The following is a 22,292-nucleotide window of genomic DNA, read 5'->3' as shown; positions in this document are numbered from 1 at the left end:
GAGGCCAAGCACAGTTTTGATCATCGTTGAACCATCAACCTCAAGGGTTTTTGCAAGGGAGGGGCTTCACTAGGAGCTGGGGTAATCCAATCCGCAATGGCGAGAGTGTTCTGCACCTCGGCGAGGTTGGCACCAGGCCGAATCATGGGGTGCGCTTTGCGCCCATTGAGCGAGACTTTAGAGTCTGCGTACACCTCAACCGGCCCCAGCCCTTTGCTGAGAAACTCATCGCGGATGTGGTGTGCCAGTTGCAGGATCATATCGGGCTGACCGGCCATTTCCCGATACTGGTCTTCGGTGAGGTAGCTGTTTGGGGAGATCAAAACAGTCTTGCGCTCGGGCCCGTGTACCACGCGGTACTGCAGCGTTCCTGATTTTTCGCGCAGCATCACCCGCCAGGAGAAACGCATACCCTGCTCATGCCAAAGAACGGTTCCGGGATAGAGCCAATGCCGTAGCGGCATCACGAACTGGAAGAGACAGAAGCTGGCAATGCCCCAGGCGGCCAGCGTATGCCTCAGCGGCCAGGGCTTGCGCCCTATCAGAGCCGCGGGTGTATGCCCCGCAGTGGAGGTAGCTTCTTTGCGGTTGTGGAAGCGGCGCAGCCATCTTCGCGGCCAATTAGGCTCAAAGAAGATGAGCACCGAGAAAACCATGATGAAGGGAAATAGCCCAATGTTGAAGAACAAATGGGTGAAAAAATGAAACACCAGTATCACTAGGAAAGCCCAGGGCCGCGTGCGTCGGATGAGCATGAAAGCGATGATGGTGGTGTCGAATACAAAGGCGAACCAGGAGAAGGCGAAATGCACAGCCGTGTATTCGAGGAAGGGTCCAAGCAGAGGCAGTCCGCTCAGCGGTGGTAGCCACAGGTTCAGAGGCTGGGCATGCAGCAGCCAGTCGGTTTCAAACTTAGCCCATCCCGCATAGAAGTAGAGTAGCCCGACCTGAAAACGTAGCCAGTAGCTTTGCCAGGCCGGCAAAGTATCCGACCGTAGCGCCGGCCTGCGCCAAGCATCTACCGACCACGCTCTGTGCGGGGAGAGGAAGCACAGAATGAATGCAATCAGGCTGATGAAGTAATAGTGGTTCAGGTAGGTGGTGACATCCATCAGCTCCGCGTAGGTGAACAAACACCAAAAGGCCACAATGCTGACGCGGTAAAAGGCTCCGATGGCCACTAAGAATGCCGTTGCTGCAATCCCCCAGTACAGGGCATAAAGCCCGGGCGCAGGGGGGACTACCACCCACTCAAAGCCCCAGAATTTGAAGTGGAAATCGGGCTCCACATACATGCGCTCGATCCAGCCGTTGTGCATGAAGCGCAACGCGCCCACACACATTAGACCGCCAATGAGCATACGGAATACCGCCAGCGCCGCGATATCGCGGGGTGCCATCAGCCAGGCATAGGCCTGGGCACGCCACTCCTGTAAGCGAGGCAAGGTCTGGGCTGTGGGCATCAGTAACGAGGCTGTCTGAGACTAGTCGTTGTCACCAGCAGCGGCTTGGGGGATGGCCAGGCCAAGCGCCGATACGATGGGTGCACGGAAGATATCCATGGCGTTTTTGATCAGTCCATGGAAGGCACAGGGCGCCAAACCTGTAGCATTCGACGAGGCGTTGACACACTCGGTAGAGTCATCAATCGCAGCGACCGCGGCATCAAAACCCGCTCCAGCCTCAATAGCTTCCATGGCATCGATGGCAAGGTCGAGTTCGGTGATGAGGTCATCGGCAAGGTCTTGGCGTCCAACACCAATGAGCAGGTCGTTGATCCCCATAGATCCATCAACGCCGGTGAAGATGTCGCGGAAGGCCCGCATATTCACCAGCAAGTGAGCGCCAGAGGTTTGCGACAGCGGCGACTCCAGAAATTCCGGACACGCTACTGGGTCTGAACACTCCAGCCCGGATACCGGGATCCCGGTAGGCAAAGCGGTTTTGCGATCTTTGCTCACCTTCTCCACGTGGAACAAGGCTATGGACAGCGCATCCAGGGCGTCTTGAGGGGCGGAGTAGGTGACGCTATCCAGGCCGGCACGGCTCCACTGAGCCAGGAAATTGCCATCATCTGGCTCCCAACGCTGGCGCAGGGCGCTCGCTAGAACCACCAAACGATCGGCAAGGCGCGCAGCATGCGCTGCCCGCTGCGCGGTGGTTGGCGCATCTGGGCAATCCGCGTCGGGGCCATTGGTGTACAGCAAGTACTCCAGTGCCCCTAAACCGACCTGATTGACGGGGGTTGCCGCGGTGACAGCACTGCCATTCAGGGCAGCGCCTTCAATGCCGCAACGATCCAAGGTGAAGGGCCAGGAATATATGAGGTCGCGGAAGTCCTGACCGCCAGCCACAGCATCGGGGTTGCTGGAGCGCCCCGCAGGGCCGACCTGGTAGACCTCATTGCGCTGCCAACTCGCCATAGCCGCTACCCAGGCAGCACGTGCACTTGCTATGGCAGTTGCGTCACCGGGGCTGGCGGCAAGGCCCGCAACAGCAGTTTGCAAAGCGAGCGCCTGCTGTTCGAAGTCGCGCAGTGCTGGCAACACAATGTTGCTACCGATGTCGCTGAGCACGGCCCGACGGGCAGCATCGCCTTCTACGGGCTGCTCGCCACCGTCGCCCGGGGCAGGCGTGGGTGAGGTCGTGGGTGTCGGTGCAGCTGTGGGGTCTGGGTCTGCCGCCGAAGAGCCTCCACCGCCACCACCGCAGGCCACAGTCAAAGTGAGGAGCGCCGCATAGATTGTGGTACGCAGCGCAGGACAAGCTTCCAGCGACGGTGGGGTTTGGTAGGACATGGGGGACTCCACGGAAGAGTTCTAAGGATGCAGGCGGTGTGGATTCAGCTGTGATTGCGTGCAGAAATCAATAAGCTGAGCCGCATTTTAGGCGGCAGAGATAAAACAGTGGTGCAACCCATGGTTGCACCACTGTATCTGGCCAAGACGATCAGGAATCTAGGCCGATTTTGAGTACGACGACGCGCGCTCCAGCATCGCTGGTATTGGTCGACAGCGCGACGCGTCGACCATCAGGAGACAGAGCAATTCCGAAGAACTGACTGTTCACGCTGGAGCCTCCAAGTTCGATAATGCCGTCACCATCAACGCGGGTATCGAGCACGCCATCGGGGGTGAGCACAAAGGCAGCTGGGATGCCGCCGTAACGGCCGGCAATCAAGACCCGATTATCCGGCAGCATGACCATGTGCCGTCCACGGTCTTCGCTGGTCGGGAAGCCCTGGTTTTCAGATTGCACAATGACCGTGCCCATATCGCCAAAGCTCATATCGATACTGGCCGCCGTGCCGCTAGAGACGCGGAAGGCGCACATGTCCTGAGCGACCGATACCTCGTATCCCAAGGTGGACTCGGTGGCGTCTCGTGAGGTGGCTTCGCAGTAGCCCACAATCACGTAGGCGGCGGTGCTGGGCTGGAAGACGGCACCATAGGTTTCGGCATAGCCACCGTCGACTTTGAAGGGGTTGAACACGGCAACGCCGGGCTGGGCAGGGATCGACGCCTCATCGCTGAAGCCGCCAAAGGTTTCGTCAATGCTGCCGTCTGCATTCAGACGAATCTGGAAGATGTGATTATCCAGGCTGCCGCCTAAATCGGTATATCCAGAGGACATGATCTTGCCGTCTGCTTCCACCAGGCCACGCCGCTCACTGTCGTTGAGGACTCCGGTGGCGTTGTACGAGAAGGCGTTCCCATTGTTGAAGCTGGGGTCTGCTTCAGCGCCGGTGGCGGTAATGTTGACTCTGGCCACGTAGCGATCGCGATCGGTGCGGGTTCCGTCATTGGCCGAGCCTTGGCCAAAGACCACAACACGATCTGTTGTAGTGCTGCGGTCAACTAGCACGTCCCAGGCGATGTCTTCAGGGAGGGTTGCTGGGGCGCCGGGGAAGTCTCCGTTAGCGGAATTGGGGTAACCAAAGACAACTTCGACTTTGCCTTGAGCATCGCCCCATCCAGCAACTTGCTCCCCATCAGAGTTCAGTCGGAACAAATAAACCGACTGTCCACCATCGGCGTCCAGGGCATGCGCGACCACAACCACGTCACCGCCTTGCAGCTCCGCAACTCCGTAAGAGAATTCGTCACCACTGCCTTGGGTGGCGGTGGCTTCCAACTCAACGAAGCCATCCGCGCCGAAGCTGGTGTCAGGGCTGCCATCGGCGAACAGGCGAGCAACCACGACTTGTCGGGAATCATCAGCGGTACCCACATGACCAGAGGCATATAGCTTGTTGGCATGCGGGGCGACCCGCGCATAGGTCAGCCCACGTAAGTCATTGGCCGATGTGGTCACGCGGTCCGCTGCGACTGTGACATCCGCAGCGGATGCTGCTGTGCCATCAGCGCCCGCAGGGCCTGCTGGTCCGACCGGGCCCTGAGCTCCTACTGCGCCGTCATCACCATCACAGGCGGTCAATCCCAACACGCTTACCGTGAGTGCGGCAAACAAAAACTGTCTATGCATTAAGAGCTGCTCCTTGCGCTTTGATTTGCAAAACAGAGGCGACATCAACTCGTTTGTACGGGCTTCATCACACTCTAGATGCAAGAGCATACAAGAACGATTTTCATTTGCAACATGGTTTTTGCTCAGCGGGTCCTAGGCTGGGCTTGTCGTCAGCAGCCTTAACGCGCCTCTATTTAAAGCGTCCTATGTAAAGCTGTGTTGCGAGGAAGAATAGGCTTCAAAGCCAAGCGGCCGAGCTCGGGGCTTCTTCAGCTAGGCGCTATGACCTGCGGCGGCTGGGCGGGCTCCGTAAACCCTGGAAAGAGGCTGAGGGCATTCGCGAAACCCAGTCGTCGTGAAAGAGTTTGGACGAGCAGGCTGCGTAGGTCGGTGGTGATGGCAAGGTCTTCTCCATCTTGTAAATTCGCGGCTGATAGCCCAGGCCAGCGCCCATGAATCTGGCCGCCCTGAACGCCGGCGCCGAGGGCGTACACCAGTCCTGCGCTGCCGTGGTCAGTCCCCCGCGAGCCGTTCTCGGCTACGCGTCGGCCGAACTCGGTCATCACCAGAACAGTAACTCGCTGCATCCGTGTTCCCAGGTCGGTATGCAGGGCCAGCAGGCTGTCCGCCAGTCCTTGCAGTGAGCCTGGCAAAAAGTTGGCCTGGTTTTCGTGGTGATCCCAGCCACCGACATCCAGGCAGAGGATTTCAGCTCCCATATTGGCCTTGATGATTTGTGCAGCCTGCAGCAACTTGCCGCCGAGCTCTCCTGCGGGATAGTCGGCGCCATTGTCTGGCAAGAATTGTTCAGGTTGAGCCATGGCTAGGACATCCATGGCCCCGAGTGCCGATTGCGCCTCCTGGTTATAGGGTGTGTTGCTGCCGTAAAGCTCAGACAATAGGTCCTGGTAGGGGCTGCCGCCTAACTCGCCCAGGCCAAAGTCGCCCAGGCTGGACACGGCCAGCGGGTCCGGTGCGCCCAGTAGGGCGCGGGGCACACTACCCGAGATGGCCGTCGCGCGAAACAGGGCGTCGTGCGGCGAAGCGGTGGCTTGGAGGTAGCGGCCTAACCATCCCAGGTCCACCTGGGTCTTGTCAGTAACCCCGGACTCCACCAGGGTTTGCGCGTCGAAGTGCGAGCGACTTCCATGCGGTAGTCCGCAGGCCGGGATTAAGGCCAAATGCCCCTGATCGTAGAGGGTTTTGAGTCCGGCGCTGGCTTGGGGCAGGGCAAAAAAGCCGTCCACATCCAGGGTCTGGCTGCTGCCCTGCGGCGCTGGCAGGGCGAGCGTGGGGCGCGCGTGATAGTAATCGTCATCCTGGTACGGAACCAGGCTGTTCAAAGCATCGGCAGCTCCGCGCTGGAAGATGCAGATCAGTACGGGTGCTTGGTCGGAATCCGACTTCCAGCGTCCGTGCAGCAGATGGTGGCGGGTTAGGGACATGGGGTCCTCCCTCAGCGCAGTTGGAAGTACACGGAGCTCATCAACAGGCTGGCGGTGAGTCCGCCCACCGTGGAGATGGCCGAGGCTGGCAGTTCGGTAGTGGAGGCAAAGCCGGTTTGCTCTTGGAGATAGCTCAGCACCAGCTCGCGGTCGGTGTCACTCAGAGACCGAAACAGCAGACCAGCCTCCAGGTGAATGACCATGTCTTCTTGGGTGCGGGCCTCCCCCAGCAAGGCTTGCACATCCACAAGATTCGAGAACTGCGGAACATTTGGCAGTAAAGACTGCCGCCAGCGGTTTAGCAGACCGCTAGTACTGGCCCAATAGCTGGCGATATCTGGGTAACCGTTCGGGGCGGGCCAGAAGTACGGAGCCTGACCGAGTTGGTCTAAGAGCGCGAGCAGAATCCGGGCATCGTTGCCTTGAGGAAAGCCGCTCGCAGGAGGCATGGCGCGCCACATCTGGCCCAAAAACTCCATGGGCCTGGCGAACTTTTGGTCAGCTGAGCCAGCAAACTCTGCGGATTGCAGCAGCGTCCGTAGGCAGGACCGCATATCGCCCTTGGTTGCGACAAAGCTTTGCTCCACGGCGTCAATGGCTGCAATTGGCGGCGTGTCACCAATGTAGCGCCGGCACAATTTGGTGGCCAGATGGCGTGCTGTGGCTGGATGCGTGGCCAAGATGTCGAGCACAGTTTCCACGTCGCTCTGGCCACCGCCGGCGGGAATAAACTGCCCTAGAACGACTTTACTGCCATTGTCATGGATGGCCGGCAGGTAGCGAAATTGGCCAGTTTCGCGATCTAGTGTCCAGCCTGTGAAGCAGCGGGCTACCTCTTTAATGTCGGTTTCGGTGTAGCCCCCATCCACGCCTAAGGTATGCAGCTCCAGCAGCTCGCGGGCGTAGTTTTCTTGGGGGCTGGAGGCTACGTTGAGGAAATTGTCCAGGTAGTAGAGCATGGCAGGGGCCCGCGCTGTTGCTCCCAGCAAGTCTCGAAATGCGCCGAATGTGTGGGCGCGTATGGTGTCGCGCTCCCAGCTGCCATGAAAAATCGATGCGACCCCATTGCGTAGGTCTACATTGAAATGGTCTAGCCAGAACTCCACCATCGTCTCTAAGAGTTGGGCGGGGGAGGTAAATGCGCGCAGCAGCCTCGCCTGCAATAACTGCTCAATGGTGCTCTGCTGGTTATCCGGAAAGCCGGCGCGCTGTACTGGAATGCTTTGTAGGGTACGCGGGTAGCGCTGCGCAACCGTGTTTTCGAGTGCTGTCGTGTCGATACTCTGCGGATTGAGCTGTTGTTCCAGGTAGCCCGGTATTCCTAAGGCCTGGATCTCAGCATGGCTCGCCTTACTGGGGCCAAAGCTGGTGCGCTTGAGCATGAGCACCTCAGGGGCAGGAGCTGGCAGAACAGCCTGTGGGCCGGGGTCAGGTGTGGGGGTTGGCGAGGGCGCTGGGGCCTCAGAACCCGAACTGTCGTCGCCTCCACAGCTCGGCAACAGCGTGGCAAAGGCGCTGAGCCCTAGGCCTTGGCCACTCAGCTGCAAAAAACTGCGGCGGTCGTAGGTGGGCATCTGGCTGGTCCTGTAGAGCAGTGGTTCCACCATATACCCAAGCCCGGCTAGAAACCTGCGCGGCTGGGTAGAAATGATGGGGCCGATCGTTATCCGCAAACCTCAATTGGCAATCAGCATGGGCTGACTCTTCGCGTTTGCGGTACCGGGTGCGCGCCTTACAGAGGACAACAAGGAAAAGCGCAGGCGCGCTACATTCAATCGCCCGTCTGAGCCGCACTCATGCGCCTGCACGCAATAGATGATGGAGGTGTTCTTGCAGCTCCGAGCAGCGCTGCTGCACCTGTTGTCTGTAGGCCAGGACCGCATCTCGGTCGACTGTAAAGAGTGTGTTCTCGGGATAGTGGCGGCCAAACACATCCATCAGCATTGAGCGAAACTTGCCTGAGGCCGCCGGTGTCTCCGAGGACTCGTGTTGTTCGCTATAGCTCACGCGTTGTGCGCTGGTGAGCGCGCAGAGTAGGGGGTGCAGGCGTGTAGAGTGCACCTGTTGGTAGGACTGAATGTGTTGTATTAGCCGGTCCATGGCGGGTTCGGCACAGTGCTTTTGATCGATGACGAGCTGCTCTTTGCGCTCGGCCTGACGCAGAGGAAATGCTCTGATGAGCCAGTCTCCCAGGTGGCTGACATGGCTGTGACCACGCCCATAAAGCAAGAGGTCTTCCTCGTAGCGGGCGTACCAATGCTCGAGATTGCCAATTAATGCTTGTAGTCGTGTGGCTGGCCAGGAGTCTCGATACTGCGTGCCAAAGATGCCGATGGTGGGGACCCGCTGGGTGATCTCTAGCAGTTCATCGCTGAGCAGGTCTCCGAATAAAGAGTTACCAATACCTAAAATGAGGAGATCACAGTCGGGGGGCGGAGCTTGCAGCGGGCGTAGGCTTCCCCAACTGACCTGCACATGCCCCGGTAACATCTCGGAGAGAAGATGAAAGCCGAGCCGGTCACCGAAGTTGCCCACGTTAAAAAAGCTGAGTACGTGAACTTTCTTGACTCTAGGTAATGAGGTGCTTTTGGGGTACAGCTTGAGTAAACAGGGCTCTTTGGCCTCCGAAGGCTGTGTCGTAGCTGTTGGCTTGGTGTCATACCCCAGTTGCTGCAGTGCCTCGCGTTCGCTGGCCATGAGTTGACTGGCTTCGGGGCCGGGACTGAACAACAAGGGGACTTTTAGCTCGGCGAAGGTCTTCAGCTGCGCTAAAGATTCAGGCTGGTTTGGCAGGCCACTGAGTAAGCAGGCCATATCTGCAGTCTGGGGGGCATCAGTGCCTTGCAGCTGGGCGCCCCAAGGCAGCTGTCGTTCCAGCGCTGTTGCAAGGGAGTCCAAGGCGCAAACACGTGCACCAGCAGGGATGAGATTCACGGCGGCCTGCAACAGGGCTTCGGCATCGGGATTTACCGCAGAGCTGGGTTCATACGATGGCTCTGAGCGCTGCTCCGGCTGGAAAGTAACCAGCGCCTGCTCCAATTCGCGGAGCACACCCTCCCATTGCTGAGCCTTGTCTTGTCTAAGGATCCGCATGGCCTGCGGATACCAAGGGTTTGTTGTGCCGTCGCGCAGCCAGCGCCAGTCGGTTTCTAGGTAGGGTAAAAGCACAAAGCAGGGTCGACCTAGAGCGCCGCAAAGGTGGGCGATCGCAGTATCCACACAAACGACCAGATCCAACTGGTCGACGATGGCGGCCGTGTCAGCAAAATCCGCAATGAGCGGGCCAAAGTCTTCATCCAGCGCCAGGGAAGGGTCGGCGCTGACACCAGCTTGCAGGCTGATCAGCTGGGCTTGAGGGCAGGCTCGGCGCAACGCGCCGACTAATGCGGCGGCCGGCAAGCTACGGTTTGCGTCGTTCTCGTGCTGAGGGTTGCCAGCCCAGACTAGTCCAATGCGTAATCCGGCTGAGGGCAGGCGCGGCTCCCACAGAGAACGGCGTTCGGGCAAGCTGCGCAGGTATGGCTGTGTGGCGGGAATGTTGCTGAGGCGGGTTTGGCAGTGCAGCGGAAGGCTCATACAAAAAGCCCAGGCGTCGTAGCTGCCATAGTCCGTCGTGGACTCCAGGGCATAGAGTTGATCTACGCCCTCTACCGTGCGTAATAAAGGGAGCAGGGCCTGGCGGGTGGCCAAGCCAACATAGCTGGCTCCAGATTGCTTGATTTGGGTGAGGTAACGGGCGAATTGAATTTGGTCGCCAAAGCCCTGCTCACCCATGACCAGCAGCCGTTTCCCCCGCAAGTCTTCGCCTTGCCATTGGGGAAAAGGGAGACTGGGCGGGATGACGTTTCGCCGTGTTTTGTTGGCATGGTAGCGGGCCTCATACAGTGGCCAGCCTTCGGCAAAATCGCCCTGCGCCAGTCGCAGCAGGCCCAAGCCCCAGCGACTGTCGGCATGCTCAGGGTCTATATCCAGAGCACGCCGGTAATGAGCTTCAGCTTCGTCGTCGGCGCGGCGCCGCGCCAAGCAGCGTCCCAAATTATTTAAAAGGTCGGGGTCTTTGGGGGCCAAGGCCACGGCCCTAGCTAACAAGCTTTCGGCCTCGCTGTTGTTCTGCCGTTCCAGCAGCAACACTGCAAGGTTGTTCATGCTCTGGGCGTTCCGGGCATCCGCAGCGAGCGCACGTCTAAAGGCCTTTTCCGCCTCGGTATAGCGCCCGGCTTCCTGCATGAGCGCCCCCAAATTATTGAGAGCACCGGTGTGTTTTGGCGCCAGCTTTAGGGTTTTCTCCCAGGCGGCAGCCGCTTCTTCGCGGCGCTGCGTTTGATACAGCAATACCCCTAAGTTGTAATGCGCTTCTATCAGGCGCGGTGCTTTCTCTATGGCAGTGCGCCAGAGCAGTTCGGCATCTTGATGATGCTGCATGGCAAAGGCCGCTGCTGCGGCAATATGCCAAGCCTGCCCATTCTCGGGGTTGCTGCCCAGAACGGTCTGTATCTGATTCAGGCAGGCTGCGAATTGCCCCTGACTGTACAGCTGAATGGCTTGCTGCAGGTTCGGGTTGGTCGCTGCGGGGCGGCGGGCGCTACGGGTTTTACTCACGGTTTGGCTGCTTGTTGGGAAATCGCCCTCGGCAACAGCAGAGGCTTCGCAGGACGGGTTCCCGACACATGCAATTGCAATTCCGCGGCTCGTCAATCCGTATAGATGAGTACGGCAGATAGCCGCAACCCACGGCCTGCCACAGCCGAGTTAATGTCTCTGCGGCCGCTTAATCCCCCAGTTCATCCGCTTCGGCTTCACGGCGACCACGTTCGCGGGCTTCATGCTCCAGCTGGGCATCTTCAATCTCATCGAGCACGGCTTGAATATCTGGGCTGTGCTGCTCTTCCTGGAAATGCCCGGTGAGCGGGCTGTCCGGGTGCAGCTCGCCTTGGGTGTACAGCTGCCAGATCTCTTCGGCATAGCGGGTCTGAGCCAGGCTGGGAACAACGCGTGAGAAAGCCGAGCGCATGTTGATGACGTCGCGGGCCAATAAGGCAAAAGCGTTGTTATTGCCGGCAACCTGGACGGCTTGCGGCAGGTCGATGATGACCGGGCCTTCGGCGTCGACCAAGATGTTGTATTCCGATAAGTCACCGTGTACGAGTCCAGCACACAGCATGCGTACAATTTGCCGCAGCATGAAGTCATGCCATTGCTTGGCTAAGTCAGGCTCGATCTCCACCTCGCTCAGCCGTGGTGCTGGATACCCCTCGGCATCACAGATCAGCTCCATAATCAGCACCCCATCGAATAAGCCATAGCTGCGGGGCACGCGTACCTGCGCCTGAGCCAGTGCTGATAAGGCATCAGCCTCCGCCGATTTCCATGCGATTTCCTGCACCTTACGTCCATGCCGGCTACGCCGGCCGGCAGCACGGCTATCCCGACTGCCACGCAGTCGACGGCCCTCTTGGTACATCGACGCGCTTTTGAAATTACGCTTTTCGACACTTTTATAGACCTTGGCGCAGCGGCGTTCACCGCCAGAGCGAATGACGTATACCGTGGCTTCTTTACCGCTTTGGAGTTGATTGAGGACCTCATCAATGACGCCCTCATCCATAAGGTCACGCAGGCTGGCGGGGATCTTCATTCAAGATGTCCTTATTGAAGGAGGCGGTGAGCACTGTTGCGATGGGCATAGTGTGCGTGATCGCGGCTGTTCCGCCCAGCGCCGACGCCAAATGAACGCGGGCGCAAGCGATACGGTCTGTCAGGCGCTGATGGGGTGGATGAGGGCACCAAGTAACGCTTGGCAATACCTAATCGTTGGCCGGGGCTTAGGTCACGCATTCGATCACCGGCGACCAAACAGCGCTGCGGTGGGATGCGGAGCACATGCATGGCTTTGGCGGCAAGGGCCGGGCGGGGTTTGCGACACAGGCAGAACTTCCGTTGACCGCTGGCCACAGTCCCCTGAGGGTGATGCGGGCAAGCCAACACGGCCCTGAAAAAAATGCCTTGCTTGGCAAAGGCCTCCAACATCAGCTGCGTGAAGTGCGCGTAGTCGCGCGCGCCAAAAAAACCGCGGGCGACACCCGATTGATTGGTCACGATAACCAAGGCGTAGCCCTGTCGACGCCAACGCCGACACAGGGCAATGCCGCTGGGCAAAAGCTCTAATTGATGGGGCTGATGGGGATAGCCCGTATCGGCTATGAGAAACCCATCGCGGTCCACCACGGCAAGCTTGCCGCGTCCCCGGTTATGTGAGCCTGGCCGCAACCAGAGGCTAAATGGCGTACGCTTGCGTTTGGAATTCAACCTGTACGAGGTGTCGGAGGAGGGCGTCGCTTAAGGTAGCACTCCCCGAGTTGGCAGTGAGACTGAGCTGTCCTGATTTTTCTGCTTTGCGGATTGTGGTTTGCGGAGACGTGATGCTGGATCACAGTGTCTACGGCGATACTGCGAGGGTGTCCCCAGAAGCTCCCGTGCCCGTAGTGCAGGTCCGCGGGGAGGACCAGCGACTTGGTGGCGCCGCGAATGTGGCTGCCAACCTAGCCGGACTGGGCCTGGAGGTGCGCCTATTGGGCTTGGTTGGGGATGACCCCCAGGCTCAGGTTATGCTTGAGCAAGTGGGCCGCGTGGGCATTTCGGCCCAGTTATTAATGGCGGCGGGATTGCCAACGATTCGCAAAACACGCGTTATCTCGCGCGGGCAACAGTTGCTGCGATTCGATTATGAGCCTTTGCCGGCCGCGTACGAGAAGGCCGCTCAAGACCTAGGCTTGGCCAGCGCCCTAAGAAAGCAGCTCCGGGATGCTGATGTACTGCTGCTATCTGATTACGCCAAAGGCACTCTGGCCGAGGTGCAAGTTCATATCCAATCGGCCGTCGAAGCAGGGCTTCCCGTCGTCGCGGACCCTAAGCATTGTGATTGGCGCCGGTACTCCGGAGCAACGCTGCTCACTCCGAATTGGTCTGAATTCAACCTCGCTCGCTCATTTTGGGGACAGGGTCGAGGTTCAGTGGAAGAAGACGCGCAGGCTCTGCGAGCCTGGGCGGGGATACAAGCTCTGGTGGTGACGCGTGGTTCCGATGGGGTCAGTGTGTACACCGCAGATACTCCTCCATTACACCTACCCGCGCAGGCTTTGGAGGTCTTTGATGTGACGGGGGCGGGAGACAGTTTTGTGGCTGTGATTGCAGCCGCGCTAGCTGCTGGAATGCCATTGGAGCAGGCGGCAGAACTGGCCAACGTGGCTGGTGGCTTAGCCGTGTCGACCCCAGGCACAAAGGCATTGACGCGGGTAGAGCTGCAGGCTGCGCTCACCCAGGCGGGCTCCGGTCTTCCGCCGGTTTTGGATCAGACTACCTTAGCGGCATGGGTCGCTAACCAGCGTCGTTTAGGTCGGCGTATTGTGATGACCAACGGTTGTTTCGATCTGTTGCATTGGGGCCACTTGGAATGCCTGCGTCGAGCGCGAGCTGAAGGCGATTGCTTATTGCTGGCGCTGAACAGTGATGAGGGCGTGCGTAGGCTGAAAGGCCCGCAGCGGCCGGTCAATAGTTTGGCGGAGCGTTTAAGAATGCTCCAAGGCATTCGCGATGTAGACGCCTTGGTTGTTTTTGACGAGGACACTCCGCTCGGCCTGATTCAATCGGTCAGTCCGGACGTCTTGGTCAAGGGTGGCGATTACAAGCCTGAAGAAGTCGTCGGTGCTGCGCATGTCCAAGCTCAGGGCGGCCGGGTTTGCATCGTGCCCCTGGCCGAGGGGTACTCCACGACTAGACTCATTCAAAAGGTGGCGCGCAATGAACACTGATTTCGAGGCCATCTTTGCGGCGCATGCAACGCTATTGCAAGACACCCATACTCGTTGCTTGGCGGACATCACGCAGGCTGCTGAACTCTTGGTCGATACGCTGGCAACGGGCCATCGTATATTGCTCTGTGGTAACGGCGGGTCGGCCGCCGACTGTCAGCACATTGCCGCTGAAATCGTGGGGCGCTTTGAATGTGAGCGTGCAGGCCTGCCTGCTTATGCGCTGACCACGGACGGATCAATTCTCACGTCTGTTGGAAATGATTTTGGCTTTGTGTCGATTTTTGAACGGCAGGTGCGCGCGCAGGGTGGTGCCGGGGATTTGCTCTGGGCCTACAGCACTAGCGGCCGGTCTGCGAATGTTCTGAAAGCGGTTGAAGCAGCTCGAAGTCAAGGCATGCACACTTTGGCCTTGACTGGAGCCGGGCCCAATGAGCTCAGCCAGTTGGCCGAGATGAGTATCTGTGTTCCCTCACAGGTCACGGCCCGCATTCAGGAGATGCATGGTTTGATCGGGCACATGCTCTGTAGCGCGATTGATGCTGCTGCCATCATGCCTTAGCTTGCAGCGTGCTGAGCGATGAGTCAGTTCGCGACCAGTTTGAGTTACTTCCGCCCTGGGTTGGATTATCTGCGACGGCATCAGCAACCGCTAGAGCCCTATTTGGAAGTGCTTGGTATTAGCTCCGAGCAATTGCATCAGGCAGACATACGCATACCAAACAGTCGTGCCCGGCAATTTTTGCAGTTGGCTGAGCAGCAACTCAATGAACCCTACATTGGCCTGCATATGGGGGAGTCCATGCAATGGCATCATCTGGGTATTTTGGGGTTGTTATTGGTGAATTGCCGTGAGGTAAAAGAGGTTTTTGAGCTGCAAACGCGCTACCAAAGCCTAGTCGGTAATGGCCTGGAGACCGCTTATCTGCCAGAGCCGGAGGGCATCTGCCTGCGCGTTCAGCCTCCAGCAGGACACCCGGCTTTGAGTCGCCAAGAGTATGAATATTCTCTGGCAGGTTGGTGGCAGCTGAAGACCTCATTACTGGGGCCTGAGCTGCGGCCCACCAAGGTAGAGCTACCCTATGCAGCGCCGAGCGATATCGCTCCGCTCGTGGCCCTTTTCGGTGTGCGACCCAGCTTTGATGCGTCTGCTGTACGTATCTACTTTGCAGCGAATTATGCGCACCTCGCTCTACAAGCGGCTGACCCACAGCTCAAGCACATGCTCGAACTGCAGGCGCAAAAACGTCTTCAAGACCTTCGTGGCCAGGTCATTGAGCAAGACCCTCAACTGGCCAAGCTACGCGCTTTTTTGGTTGAGCGCCTTGCTTTTGGTACGCCATCATTAGAACAAGCAGCGCAGGAGTTGGGTGTGGCGGTGCGGACGCTCCAACGTCGACTCGACTCTCGGCGAACCAGTTATAGCCAGCTGTTGGATCAAGTTCGCCAGCAGCAAGCTCAGAGCTACATCAAGAATGCCGATATGTCCTTATTGGATGTGGCCATGATGCTGGGCTTCGCCGAGCAAAGCAGCTTTGCTCGCGCTTTTAAACGCTGGTTCGGCAAGGCACCTGGAGTTTACCGCCGCGAGCTCTCCTAGCATGCCGCTGAGCTGCTGTCGCAGCTACGTGTAAGTCCTGTCAACGCCGCTCAGATTCGGATGCGGCAGCGCATGATGATCAACTTCAGGCTCCGAAAATCTTTGATTATTGTTGACGAATGGGGCGTTCCAGCGGCAGAGTGCTCATAGCAAATTGCAAACTACGCCCTTTGAACCTGGGCTGGAGAACTCATAATGACGCGAACGAAGATGCCCGGGCTTCGCCTTGGGGCACAGGTTGCCGTGGTGCTTTGCACACTGACAACGATATCTGCCTGTAACTCCGGTGGGGGACAGCCTGTTAACGCCGACACCCGATCAGATTCTGGCAACACGACAATGGCTCCTGGGTCAGAAGCGGCGCACCCGGCTGTGGTGACCAATGCCCAGGGCGAGGTCGTTGCTGCGCAGCCTTTAGATGTGAAGTTTCGTCTCAGCGATGTGGGTGAAGCCGGGCCCGAGCCCAGTATTGGCGTGACCTCGAGCGGCTGCATGTTTTTCACAGCCTTAGAAAAGGTGATGCGCTCTTGCGACCAGGGCCAAAGTTGGGAGAGCGTGGAAGATGTGTTCAGTCAACCGACCACTAGCGACCCCTATTTGTGGGTCGACCCCATCACCGATCGCATTTACAACGTGCAGATGGTCTCTCTGGTGACAACCTGGATTGCATGGAGCGATGACGATGGCGAAACCTGGCTGGGTAATCCCTTTGATAATGGGCCGATTCCCGTCAATGACCATATCAAGCTGGCTACCGGACCCTGGACTCAAAGTGGCTATGGCCAGCTTGGGAACATGGCTCCCATTCACGACACGGCGACATACTTCTGCTTCAACAAGCTCGTTGGCGTGTTCTGCTACACCAGCCTTGATGGCGGAGCGTCCTTTCCGTTGGGCGCCGAAGTCACCGGTGTGGCCGCCTCTGGTGGGCTGCACGGCGCCATTACCACAGCGCCGGACGGCACCGTCTATGTTCCTCCGCGGACATTAATTCCTACGGTGGCCTATTCCAAAGATAACGGTTTGACCTGGGTGGAAACCCAAATGGGCGAGGACACTCTGACGCCTAGTCCCCGTAAGAACAGTGAAGTGGGTACGGACTCTGCCAGCAACGCCTATCACGTTTGGGTAGGAGAGGACATGGGCGTGTACATGTCCCGCAGCACCGACAGCGGAGTGAGCTGGGATCAAGACAGCATTCGCGTGAGCCCCAAAACGGTAGTGTCGAGCACCTTCCCGCATATCGACGCGGGCGACCCAGGACGGATTGCGGTTGCCTACCTAGGAAGCGAAGACGCCCAGTTCTTACGCGGGCCGGATATTGACAATGTCCCCTGGCGTGGGAACCCACATACGGCCCCGAATGACGCTGAGTACCACCTCTACGTCACCTTCAGCTTGAACGCCTTGGATGACGAGCCGGTTTTCTATACCTATAAGATCACTGACGACCCGGTACAACGTGGCAGCATTTGTATTTCCAGCGGTGACTGTCGCCAGATCGGCGGTAGCAATCGCAACTTGCTGGACTTTAATGATCTGCACATTGATGCAGAAGGCCGCGTTTACATTGCCTACGCCGATGGTTGCATTGGGCCCTGTGCCGAGGTGGGCGATGCATTGAGCAGCCGAGATGCCCGTGGCTTTGCAGCAATTTTAGAACGTGGCCCCAGCCTGCTCGCCCAGCAGCAGCCATTCGTGAGCTTGGTGCCTTAGGGCATACGCAGACTGGCCAGGCTACGTCGATATGACGTGGCCTGGCCAACGACTGGGTGCGGGGAGTTGGTCAAGTCGATTGACCGCGCGGCGGTGGGGAGGAGGCATAGTCGGTTTGGTCGGTCACCGCAGCCAACTCTCTCCAGATTGCCCAATTGCGTAGCTTCAGCGGCAGCGCCCAACTCGCCAGCCAGGTTTTCAGTGCGCCGTGCCCGTACACGACGCGGGCTTGGCCTTTGTCGATAGCACGCATCACAACCGCCACAATTTTCTCCGGCGGCGTGGTGAGATAATTCTGCCCGAAGTCTGTGGCCGTGCTGTTTTTCACGATATTCGTTGCGATCCCACCAGGGTGCACCAACATGGCATTGACCGGGCTGTCTTGAAGCTCGACCATCAAGGCTTCGGTGAAACCACGGACCGCGAACTTGCTGGCGCAGTAATCGGCGCTGTTGGGGGTTCCGACCAAGCCGAAGATGCTGGAGACATTCACAATGGTGCCGCGTCGACGTTCGCGCATAGCGGGCAAGAAGAGCTGTGTGCCGTTAACAACACCGAAGAAGTTAACATCCATGATGCGGCGGTAGTCTTGCTCGCTGGTGGTCCAGACCGGCTTCACCGCGCCTTCGATGCCAGCATTGTTGAGCACCACATCTGGAGCGCCCCAGCGCTGAATAACGCGGTGGGCAAAGCCGGAGAAAGCGCTGCGGTCGGCGACGCTGAAAACTTCGGCGATCATCTGATCGCAGCCCTGGGCTTTTAGCAGAGCTTGGGTTTGCTCTAAGCCGGCGGCATCAAAGTCATTTAATGCTAAGCGGGCGCCGTGTTGGGCATAGGCCAAGGCATAAGCCCGGCCCATCCCAGAACCTGCGCCTGTGATGACGACGGTCGATGGTTGTGTTGTGCGCATATTGACCCTCCGGCTCAGGCTGCACTGACGGCAGAGTCGGCTGGGGTTACTGTTTCACCTCGCGCATCGGATAACGCTGAAAAGCGATGGTGTGCCGCTTTAAAGTTGCTAGCCAAGCGACGGTAGGTGAAGGAAAAGCCAGGGAACATCGCGATGACATGGCCGCTCTTGCTCTGGTACCAGCTGGTGCAGCCACCGCTTTTCCAGACCGTCCTCTCCATTTCGCTATGAATCATGTTGGTATAGGCGGCTTCCGCCTCAGGGCGCACCTCAATGCTGCCGTGATCCTCATGCAATACTTTCTGCAGGGCACGGCTGATGTACTCCAGTTGAGACTCAATGATAAATATCGCCGATGTATGCCCGATGCCCGTATTCGGCCCGGTCATGATGAAAAGGTTGGGGAAGCCGGGCAGGCTGGTGCCTAGGTAAGCGCGGGGGAACTCCTCCCAGCTTTTGGCCAAGCTCTGGCCATCACGGCCTTCTACGGGATAGGAGATCACGCCATCAGTGGCATCGTATCCCGTCGCGTACACAATCAGGTCGACATCAACTTGCTCGCCCTGGGTCGTCACAATGCCATTGGCATTTATTTCTGCAATGCCGTCGTCCTTGGTATGCACCGAGACATGCTTTTGATCCAAAGCTGGGTACAAGGTGCTGGAAAGAATGATGCGTTTACAGCCAATGGTGTAATCAGGGCTGACGGCGGCGCGCAGAGCGGGGTCCGAAATACTGTTCTGGATGAATTTTTCGGCTTTTTTCTGGGCCACGATATTCAGCATAGCTTGGGAGTACTTGAAGCCCACAACGCGTGTTTCCAAGCCCCAGTAAATCGCGGTGCGTAGCAGCTTGTGCAGCGGCTTTAGCTTCAACAGGCTTTGCTCAAACCCAGAAAACTTGCGATCTGGGCGTGGCAGTACCCAGTGCGGGGTGCGCTGAAATACATGCATTTGGGCCACATCGCCCACCATGGCCGGAATGACCTGGGCGGCGCTGGCGCCGCTGCCAATGATGGCGACGCGTTTGCCTTTGTAGTCGTAATCCCAGTCCCAGTTATTGGTATGGAAACTATGCCCAGCAAAGCTATCGCGCCCGGGAAAGTTGGGGATGACCGGCGTGCTCAAGGGGCCTGTGGCATTAATGATGAAGCGCGCGCGGAACACACCACGGTTAGTGCTCACCTGCCATTGCTGAGCAGACTCGTCCCAGCGCATGCCTTCGACGTTTGTATTAAGCAGGGTCTTATCACGCAGCCCATGTTTGTCGATCACATGGTTGGTGTACTCCTCAAGCTCGGCTTGTTCGGCGAACATTTGCGTCCAGGCATAGGGCTCCGCAGCAATGGAGTACAACGGCGACTGCACATCGACCGCTGCGCCGGGGTAGGTATTTTGGCACCAGGTCCCACCCATGAAATCGCGGCGCTCCAAAATTCGGAAATCGCTGAGGCCCATTTTCTGTAGCTTCATTGCAGCGCACTGTCCGCCAAAGCCACTGCCGATAATTAATGTTTGGTAGGTATTCATGAGCTTCTCCTCATTACGCGGTACGCCGGATGTGGCAATCTGGTGCCTATGATGCGCTGAGGAGTTGGGTGGGTCTTGGCCGCTGATGCCGCTTTTGACCCTGTACGCCAACCGTGGCCAGACCAGGAAATCGTGGCCTCAACCCCTGCAGAAGGGGCGGGGCGCGGACTGTTGGAGGAGACTGTTATCACACCGCAATTGAAGCAATGGCATGCCATGGGGCAGATGCGCCAGCTTGGGGCACATGCGATGTTTTGCGTAGACTCTGGAGAGCGTGATCGCCCGGCAATGCTGCTCATCCATGGTTTCCCGACCGCCAGCTGGGACTGGCATAAGGTGTGGGCGCCGCTGCATCAGCATTACCGTCTCCTGACCTGGGATATGTTGGGTTTTGGTTTTTCTGCCAAACCCAACCCGCATCGATACAGCATTCATGAGCAGGCAGATTTGGCTGAGGCCTTTTTGTCAAGTGCTGGCGTTCAGCAATGCCATGTCGTGGCTCACGACTACGGAGATACCGTGGCACAGGAGCTATTGGCCCGGCAGAACGAAAGCTCAGCTTGGCAGTGTTTGTCGATGACTTTTCTCAACGGTGGCTTATTTCCGGAAACCCATCGCGCCTTAGTCACGCAGCGCTTGTTATTGAGTCCGCTGGGCCCCTTCATCAATGCACTGGCCGGCCGCCGGCAATTCGACCGTGCAATGACCCGCGTTTTTGGTGCGAACACTCCACCTAGCGCATCGGAGCTGGATAATTTCTGGGCGCTGATTCAGCACAACAATGGAAAACACCTTTTTCATAACCTGATTACCTACATGCGTGACCGCAAGCAGCATCGGGAGCGCTGGGTGCAGGCTTTACAGCGCTCGGCCCTTCCATTGGGCCTCATCAATGGCTCTACCGACCCGGTCTCAGGCGCGCATATGGTGGCGCGATACAAGGAGCTGAGTTGTCGGCTGGATTATCTGACACAGCTTCCCGAAGTCGGGCATTACCCACAGGTGGAGGACCCAAACTCCGTCGCGCAGGCCGTGCTGGGGTTTCTCAGTAGTCTGGATCATTCCGGCGCCGCTCCATCGGTTGCATGATCGGCGTGCTTTGCCTTTGGTCCAGGCCTGCGAGGAATGTAATGTGCAAAGGCGCTATCAGAAGTATCTCGGGCTAACTCCGGGGTGGGTATGTGAGGGAGTTGGATCTTGAGATGAACACATCGACACATCGTGGATTTACGCTCATCGAGTTGTTGATGGTGTTGGCTATCCTCGGCGTGCTACTGGTACTTGGACTGCCGGCCTATTTCAGCTACCAGACCCGTGCCAAGGTGGCTCATGGCATTACCTTGGTGGCACCCGCGCGCATGGCTATTGCTGTGTTCCAGCAGGCTCAGGGTCGCTTCCCGGAGAGCAACGCAGAGGCTGGACTGGAGCCGCCGAATAGTTATACCGGTGAGTATGTGTCCAGCGTGAGCGTGGGCGAGAGAGGAGTCATCTCGATACAGTTCGACGATGCCTCACTGGCCAATGGAGTGCTTTTATTCACGCCGTCGATGGATGCCGCAGGCGCTGTGAATTGGACCTGTAGCACCTTAATCCCCCATCGTTTGGTGCCACCGGAGTGCCGAAATTGAACTCTCAGATTGCTCAGGATTCCGCAGTCATGAATGCTAATGCTCCGCCGGCGCCTGCGATGCAGCCAGAGGATTACCGCACATTGCTGAATGGGCTTTGTGTGCTCCATTGGAGTGCTTTGGTTTTCGCTGTGGTGCTGGAGATGATCCTGCGTACGCAAAACGCAATTAATTGGCCACATTGGGGTCACTTCGGCCTGCTGTACAACACCATTGTGGTGGAGTTTGGCGTGATTACCGTGGTGTTGACGGCACTACTGCGTCGCAGCGACTGGTTGGAACGTGTGCCCCGCACCGCCTTAGGGCGATTGCGATGGTTGTTGTTATCACTGCTGGTCCTCGACGGCGTACATTTGGTGGCGTTTTTCCATGCCACTGGGGGTTGGGCGGGGCCCATTGCATTATTCCTCCCACTAGTGATTATGGTCATTTATCTCAGCTTGCCTTGGCGCGAGGCAACTATCGCTAATGCAGGCTTGGCAGCGGCTTTGGTCGGGCTCACTGCGGGCCGTCAAGCCGGTGTCTTTGCCGACCAAGGCGCATTAGCCGCAGCGTTTAGCGATGAGTTTGCTACGCCATCAGTCACCGTGACCTGTGCCGCTGTGTTGGCGGCTGTCATCGTGGGTATCGTCGCCAGTCGACGGATGCAAAAGGCAGGCATTGGGCTGCATCACGGAGCCAGCTACGAGCCCTTTACCCGACTGTTCACGCGCCCAGTGCTCGAAGGGCGCATCGCCGGGGAGCTCTTACGCCTGAGTCGTACGCAGTCCAGCGCCACTTTAATGTTGGTGGAGTTCAACAACTTGCCCCAACTGCTACCGCATGCTGACTATGCCGGCTTTAACGAGGTACTACTTCGCTTTGCGGCAACTTTGCGGGGTGTGACGCGGGAGCAGGGGGACACCTGTGCCCGCTACGATCACAGCACCTTTGCCTTGCTGCTACCGACGGCGGATAGCAAAGCCGCCGAGGTCATTGCTCGGCGCATATTTCAAGGGGCTGATGTGATTCGCGCTCCCAGTGACAGCACTGTTGCGGTGCAAGTCGCAGTTGGCGCTGCCGTGGCTGATCCGAGCACTACGCAAGCGCCTGAGGCGTTTTTGCTAAAGGCCAAAGACGCCCTGCGTAGCGCTCGCAACAGTGGTTCCGGGCATCAGCTCGTCATTCGTTAAATCTTAGCGAGTGTTGC

Annotated in this window: 17 protein-coding genes; 7 read left to right on the top strand and 10 right to left on the bottom strand. The window is 58.2% G+C overall.

Annotation, left to right across the window (positions count from 1 at the left end; genetic code table 11):
* Positions 1–20: 20 nt before the first annotated feature.
* The 8 genes from KI787_09265 to KI787_09230 all read right to left on the bottom strand — a co-directional run bounded on the left by KI787_09265 (position 21) and on the right by KI787_09230 (position 12,218).
* On the bottom strand, positions 21–1,463 hold the full coding sequence (locus KI787_09265) for an HTTM domain-containing protein (protein MBV6630141.1): 1,443 nt from the start codon (positions 1,461–1,463) through the stop codon (positions 21–23).
* A gap of 21 nt (positions 1,464–1,484) precedes the next feature.
* Complete coding sequence (locus KI787_09260; protein ID MBV6630140.1) at positions 1,485–2,798, bottom strand: imelysin family protein; 1,314 nt, start codon at positions 2,796–2,798, stop codon at positions 1,485–1,487.
* Between the two features lie 151 nt (positions 2,799–2,949).
* Positions 2,950–4,485: a hypothetical protein gene (locus KI787_09255; protein ID MBV6630139.1), complete on the bottom strand. Its 1,536-nt coding sequence runs from the start codon at positions 4,483–4,485 to the stop codon at positions 2,950–2,952.
* Between the two features lie 251 nt (positions 4,486–4,736).
* Complete coding sequence (locus KI787_09250) at positions 4,737–5,912, bottom strand: DUF1501 domain-containing protein (GenBank protein MBV6630138.1); 1,176 nt, start codon at positions 5,910–5,912, stop codon at positions 4,737–4,739.
* A gap of 11 nt (positions 5,913–5,923) precedes the next feature.
* Positions 5,924–7,486 carry a DUF1800 domain-containing protein gene (locus KI787_09245; GenBank protein ID MBV6630137.1) on the bottom strand — a complete coding sequence of 521 codons (1,563 nt, stop codon included), beginning with the start codon at positions 7,484–7,486 and terminating at the stop codon, positions 5,924–5,926.
* A 220-nt stretch (positions 7,487–7,706) separates the two neighbouring features.
* A complete protein-coding gene (locus KI787_09240) occupies positions 7,707–10,511 on the bottom strand; it encodes a tetratricopeptide repeat protein (protein ID MBV6630136.1) in 2,805 nt (934 codons plus the stop codon).
* A gap of 169 nt (positions 10,512–10,680) precedes the next feature.
* Complete coding sequence (locus KI787_09235; protein ID MBV6630135.1) at positions 10,681–11,547, bottom strand: serine protein kinase RIO; 867 nt, start codon at positions 11,545–11,547, stop codon at positions 10,681–10,683.
* An 11-nt stretch (positions 11,548–11,558) separates the two neighbouring features.
* Complete coding sequence (locus tag KI787_09230; protein ID MBV6630134.1) at positions 11,559–12,218, bottom strand: HAD-IIIA family hydrolase; 660 nt, start codon at positions 12,216–12,218, stop codon at positions 11,559–11,561.
* Between the two features lie 56 nt (positions 12,219–12,274).
* On the opposite strand from KI787_09230, the gene hldE reads away from it, so the two are divergent.
* From hldE to KI787_09210, 4 genes are all read left to right on the top strand, one after another.
* Entirely contained in the window at positions 12,275–13,720 is a 1,446-nt protein-coding gene (gene hldE, locus KI787_09225) for a bifunctional D-glycero-beta-D-manno-heptose-7-phosphate kinase/D-glycero-beta-D-manno-heptose 1-phosphate adenylyltransferase HldE (protein MBV6630133.1), read from the top strand.
* Positions 13,710–14,282: an SIS domain-containing protein gene (locus KI787_09220; GenBank protein ID MBV6630132.1), complete on the top strand. Its 573-nt coding sequence runs from the start codon at positions 13,710–13,712 to the stop codon at positions 14,280–14,282. Before hldE ends, KI787_09220 begins: the two co-directional genes overlap by 11 nt.
* An 18-nt stretch (positions 14,283–14,300) precedes the next feature.
* Positions 14,301–15,320 carry an AraC family transcriptional regulator ligand-binding domain-containing protein gene (locus tag KI787_09215; GenBank protein MBV6630131.1) on the top strand — a complete coding sequence of 340 codons (1,020 nt, stop codon included), beginning with the start codon at positions 14,301–14,303 and terminating at the stop codon, positions 15,318–15,320.
* Positions 15,321–15,515: 195 nt separating this feature from the next.
* A complete protein-coding gene (locus tag KI787_09210) occupies positions 15,516–17,036 on the top strand; it encodes an exo-alpha-sialidase (GenBank protein MBV6630130.1) in 1,521 nt (506 codons plus the stop codon).
* A gap of 70 nt (positions 17,037–17,106) precedes the next feature.
* Here the strand turns inward: KI787_09210 and KI787_09205 are convergent, their stop codons facing one another.
* Together KI787_09205 and KI787_09200 are read right to left on the bottom strand one after the other, a co-directional pair.
* On the bottom strand, positions 17,107–17,946 hold the full coding sequence (locus tag KI787_09205; protein MBV6630129.1) for an SDR family NAD(P)-dependent oxidoreductase: 840 nt from the start codon (positions 17,944–17,946) through the stop codon (positions 17,107–17,109).
* Between the two features lie 14 nt (positions 17,947–17,960).
* On the bottom strand, positions 17,961–19,475 hold the full coding sequence (locus KI787_09200) for an NAD(P)/FAD-dependent oxidoreductase (GenBank protein ID MBV6630128.1): 1,515 nt from the start codon (positions 19,473–19,475) through the stop codon (positions 17,961–17,963).
* A gap of 75 nt (positions 19,476–19,550) precedes the next feature.
* Here KI787_09200 and KI787_09195 point away from each other — a divergent pair, with 75 nt between their 5' ends.
* The 3 genes from KI787_09195 (at position 19,551) to KI787_09185 (ending at position 22,275) form a co-directional block, all read left to right on the top strand.
* Positions 19,551–20,564 (top strand): alpha/beta hydrolase, encoded by a 1,014-nt coding sequence (locus KI787_09195; protein MBV6630127.1) that lies wholly within the window; start codon positions 19,551–19,553, stop codon positions 20,562–20,564.
* Positions 20,565–20,677: 113 nt separating this feature from the next.
* The gene (locus tag KI787_09190; protein ID MBV6630126.1) at positions 20,678–21,103 is read left to right on the top strand and encodes a pilin; all 426 of its coding nucleotides are present in this window, start codon (positions 20,678–20,680) and stop codon (positions 21,101–21,103) included.
* Positions 21,104–21,132: 29 nt separating this feature from the next.
* On the top strand, positions 21,133–22,275 hold the full coding sequence (locus tag KI787_09185; protein ID MBV6630125.1) for a GGDEF domain-containing protein: 1,143 nt from the start codon (positions 21,133–21,135) through the stop codon (positions 22,273–22,275).
* Positions 22,276–22,292 lie beyond the last annotated feature (17 nt).

The organism is Oceanococcus sp. HetDA_MAG_MS8 (assembly GCA_019192445.1).
Lineage (GTDB): Bacteria > Pseudomonadota > Gammaproteobacteria > Nevskiales > Oceanococcaceae > MS8.
This window is presented reverse-complemented; position numbering and strand designations above follow the sequence as displayed.

Bases quoted from the DNA above. Each gene is read 5' to 3' on its own strand.
- KI787_09265 (MBV6630141.1), bottom strand. From the start codon at position 1,463: ATGCCCACAGCCCAGACCTTGCCTCGCTTACAGGAGTGGCGTGCCCAG.
- KI787_09260 (MBV6630140.1), bottom strand. From the start codon at position 2,798: ATGTCCTACCAAACCCCACCGTCGCTGGAAGCTTGTCCTGCGCTGCGT.
- KI787_09255 (MBV6630139.1), bottom strand. From the start codon at position 4,485: ATGCATAGACAGTTTTTGTTTGCCGCACTCACGGTAAGCGTGTTGGGA.
- KI787_09250 (MBV6630138.1), bottom strand. From the start codon at position 5,912: ATGTCCCTAACCCGCCACCATCTGCTGCACGGACGCTGGAAGTCGGAT.
- KI787_09245 (MBV6630137.1), bottom strand. From the start codon at position 7,486: ATGCCCACCTACGACCGCCGCAGTTTTTTGCAGCTGAGTGGCCAAGGC.
- KI787_09235 (MBV6630135.1), bottom strand. From the start codon at position 11,547: ATGAAGATCCCCGCCAGCCTGCGTGACCTTATGGATGAGGGCGTCATT.
- KI787_09220 (MBV6630132.1), top strand. From the start codon at position 13,710: ATGAACACTGATTTCGAGGCCATCTTTGCGGCGCATGCAACGCTATTG.
- KI787_09215 (MBV6630131.1), top strand. From the start codon at position 14,301: ATGAGTCAGTTCGCGACCAGTTTGAGTTACTTCCGCCCTGGGTTGGAT.
- KI787_09210 (MBV6630130.1), top strand. From the start codon at position 15,516: ATGACGCGAACGAAGATGCCCGGGCTTCGCCTTGGGGCACAGGTTGCC.
- KI787_09205 (MBV6630129.1), bottom strand. From the start codon at position 17,946: ATGCGCACAACACAACCATCGACCGTCGTCATCACAGGCGCAGGTTCT.
- KI787_09200 (MBV6630128.1), bottom strand. From the start codon at position 19,475: ATGAATACCTACCAAACATTAATTATCGGCAGTGGCTTTGGCGGACAG.
- KI787_09190 (MBV6630126.1), top strand. From the start codon at position 20,678: ATGAACACATCGACACATCGTGGATTTACGCTCATCGAGTTGTTGATG.
- KI787_09185 (MBV6630125.1), top strand. From the start codon at position 21,133: ATGAATGCTAATGCTCCGCCGGCGCCTGCGATGCAGCCAGAGGATTAC.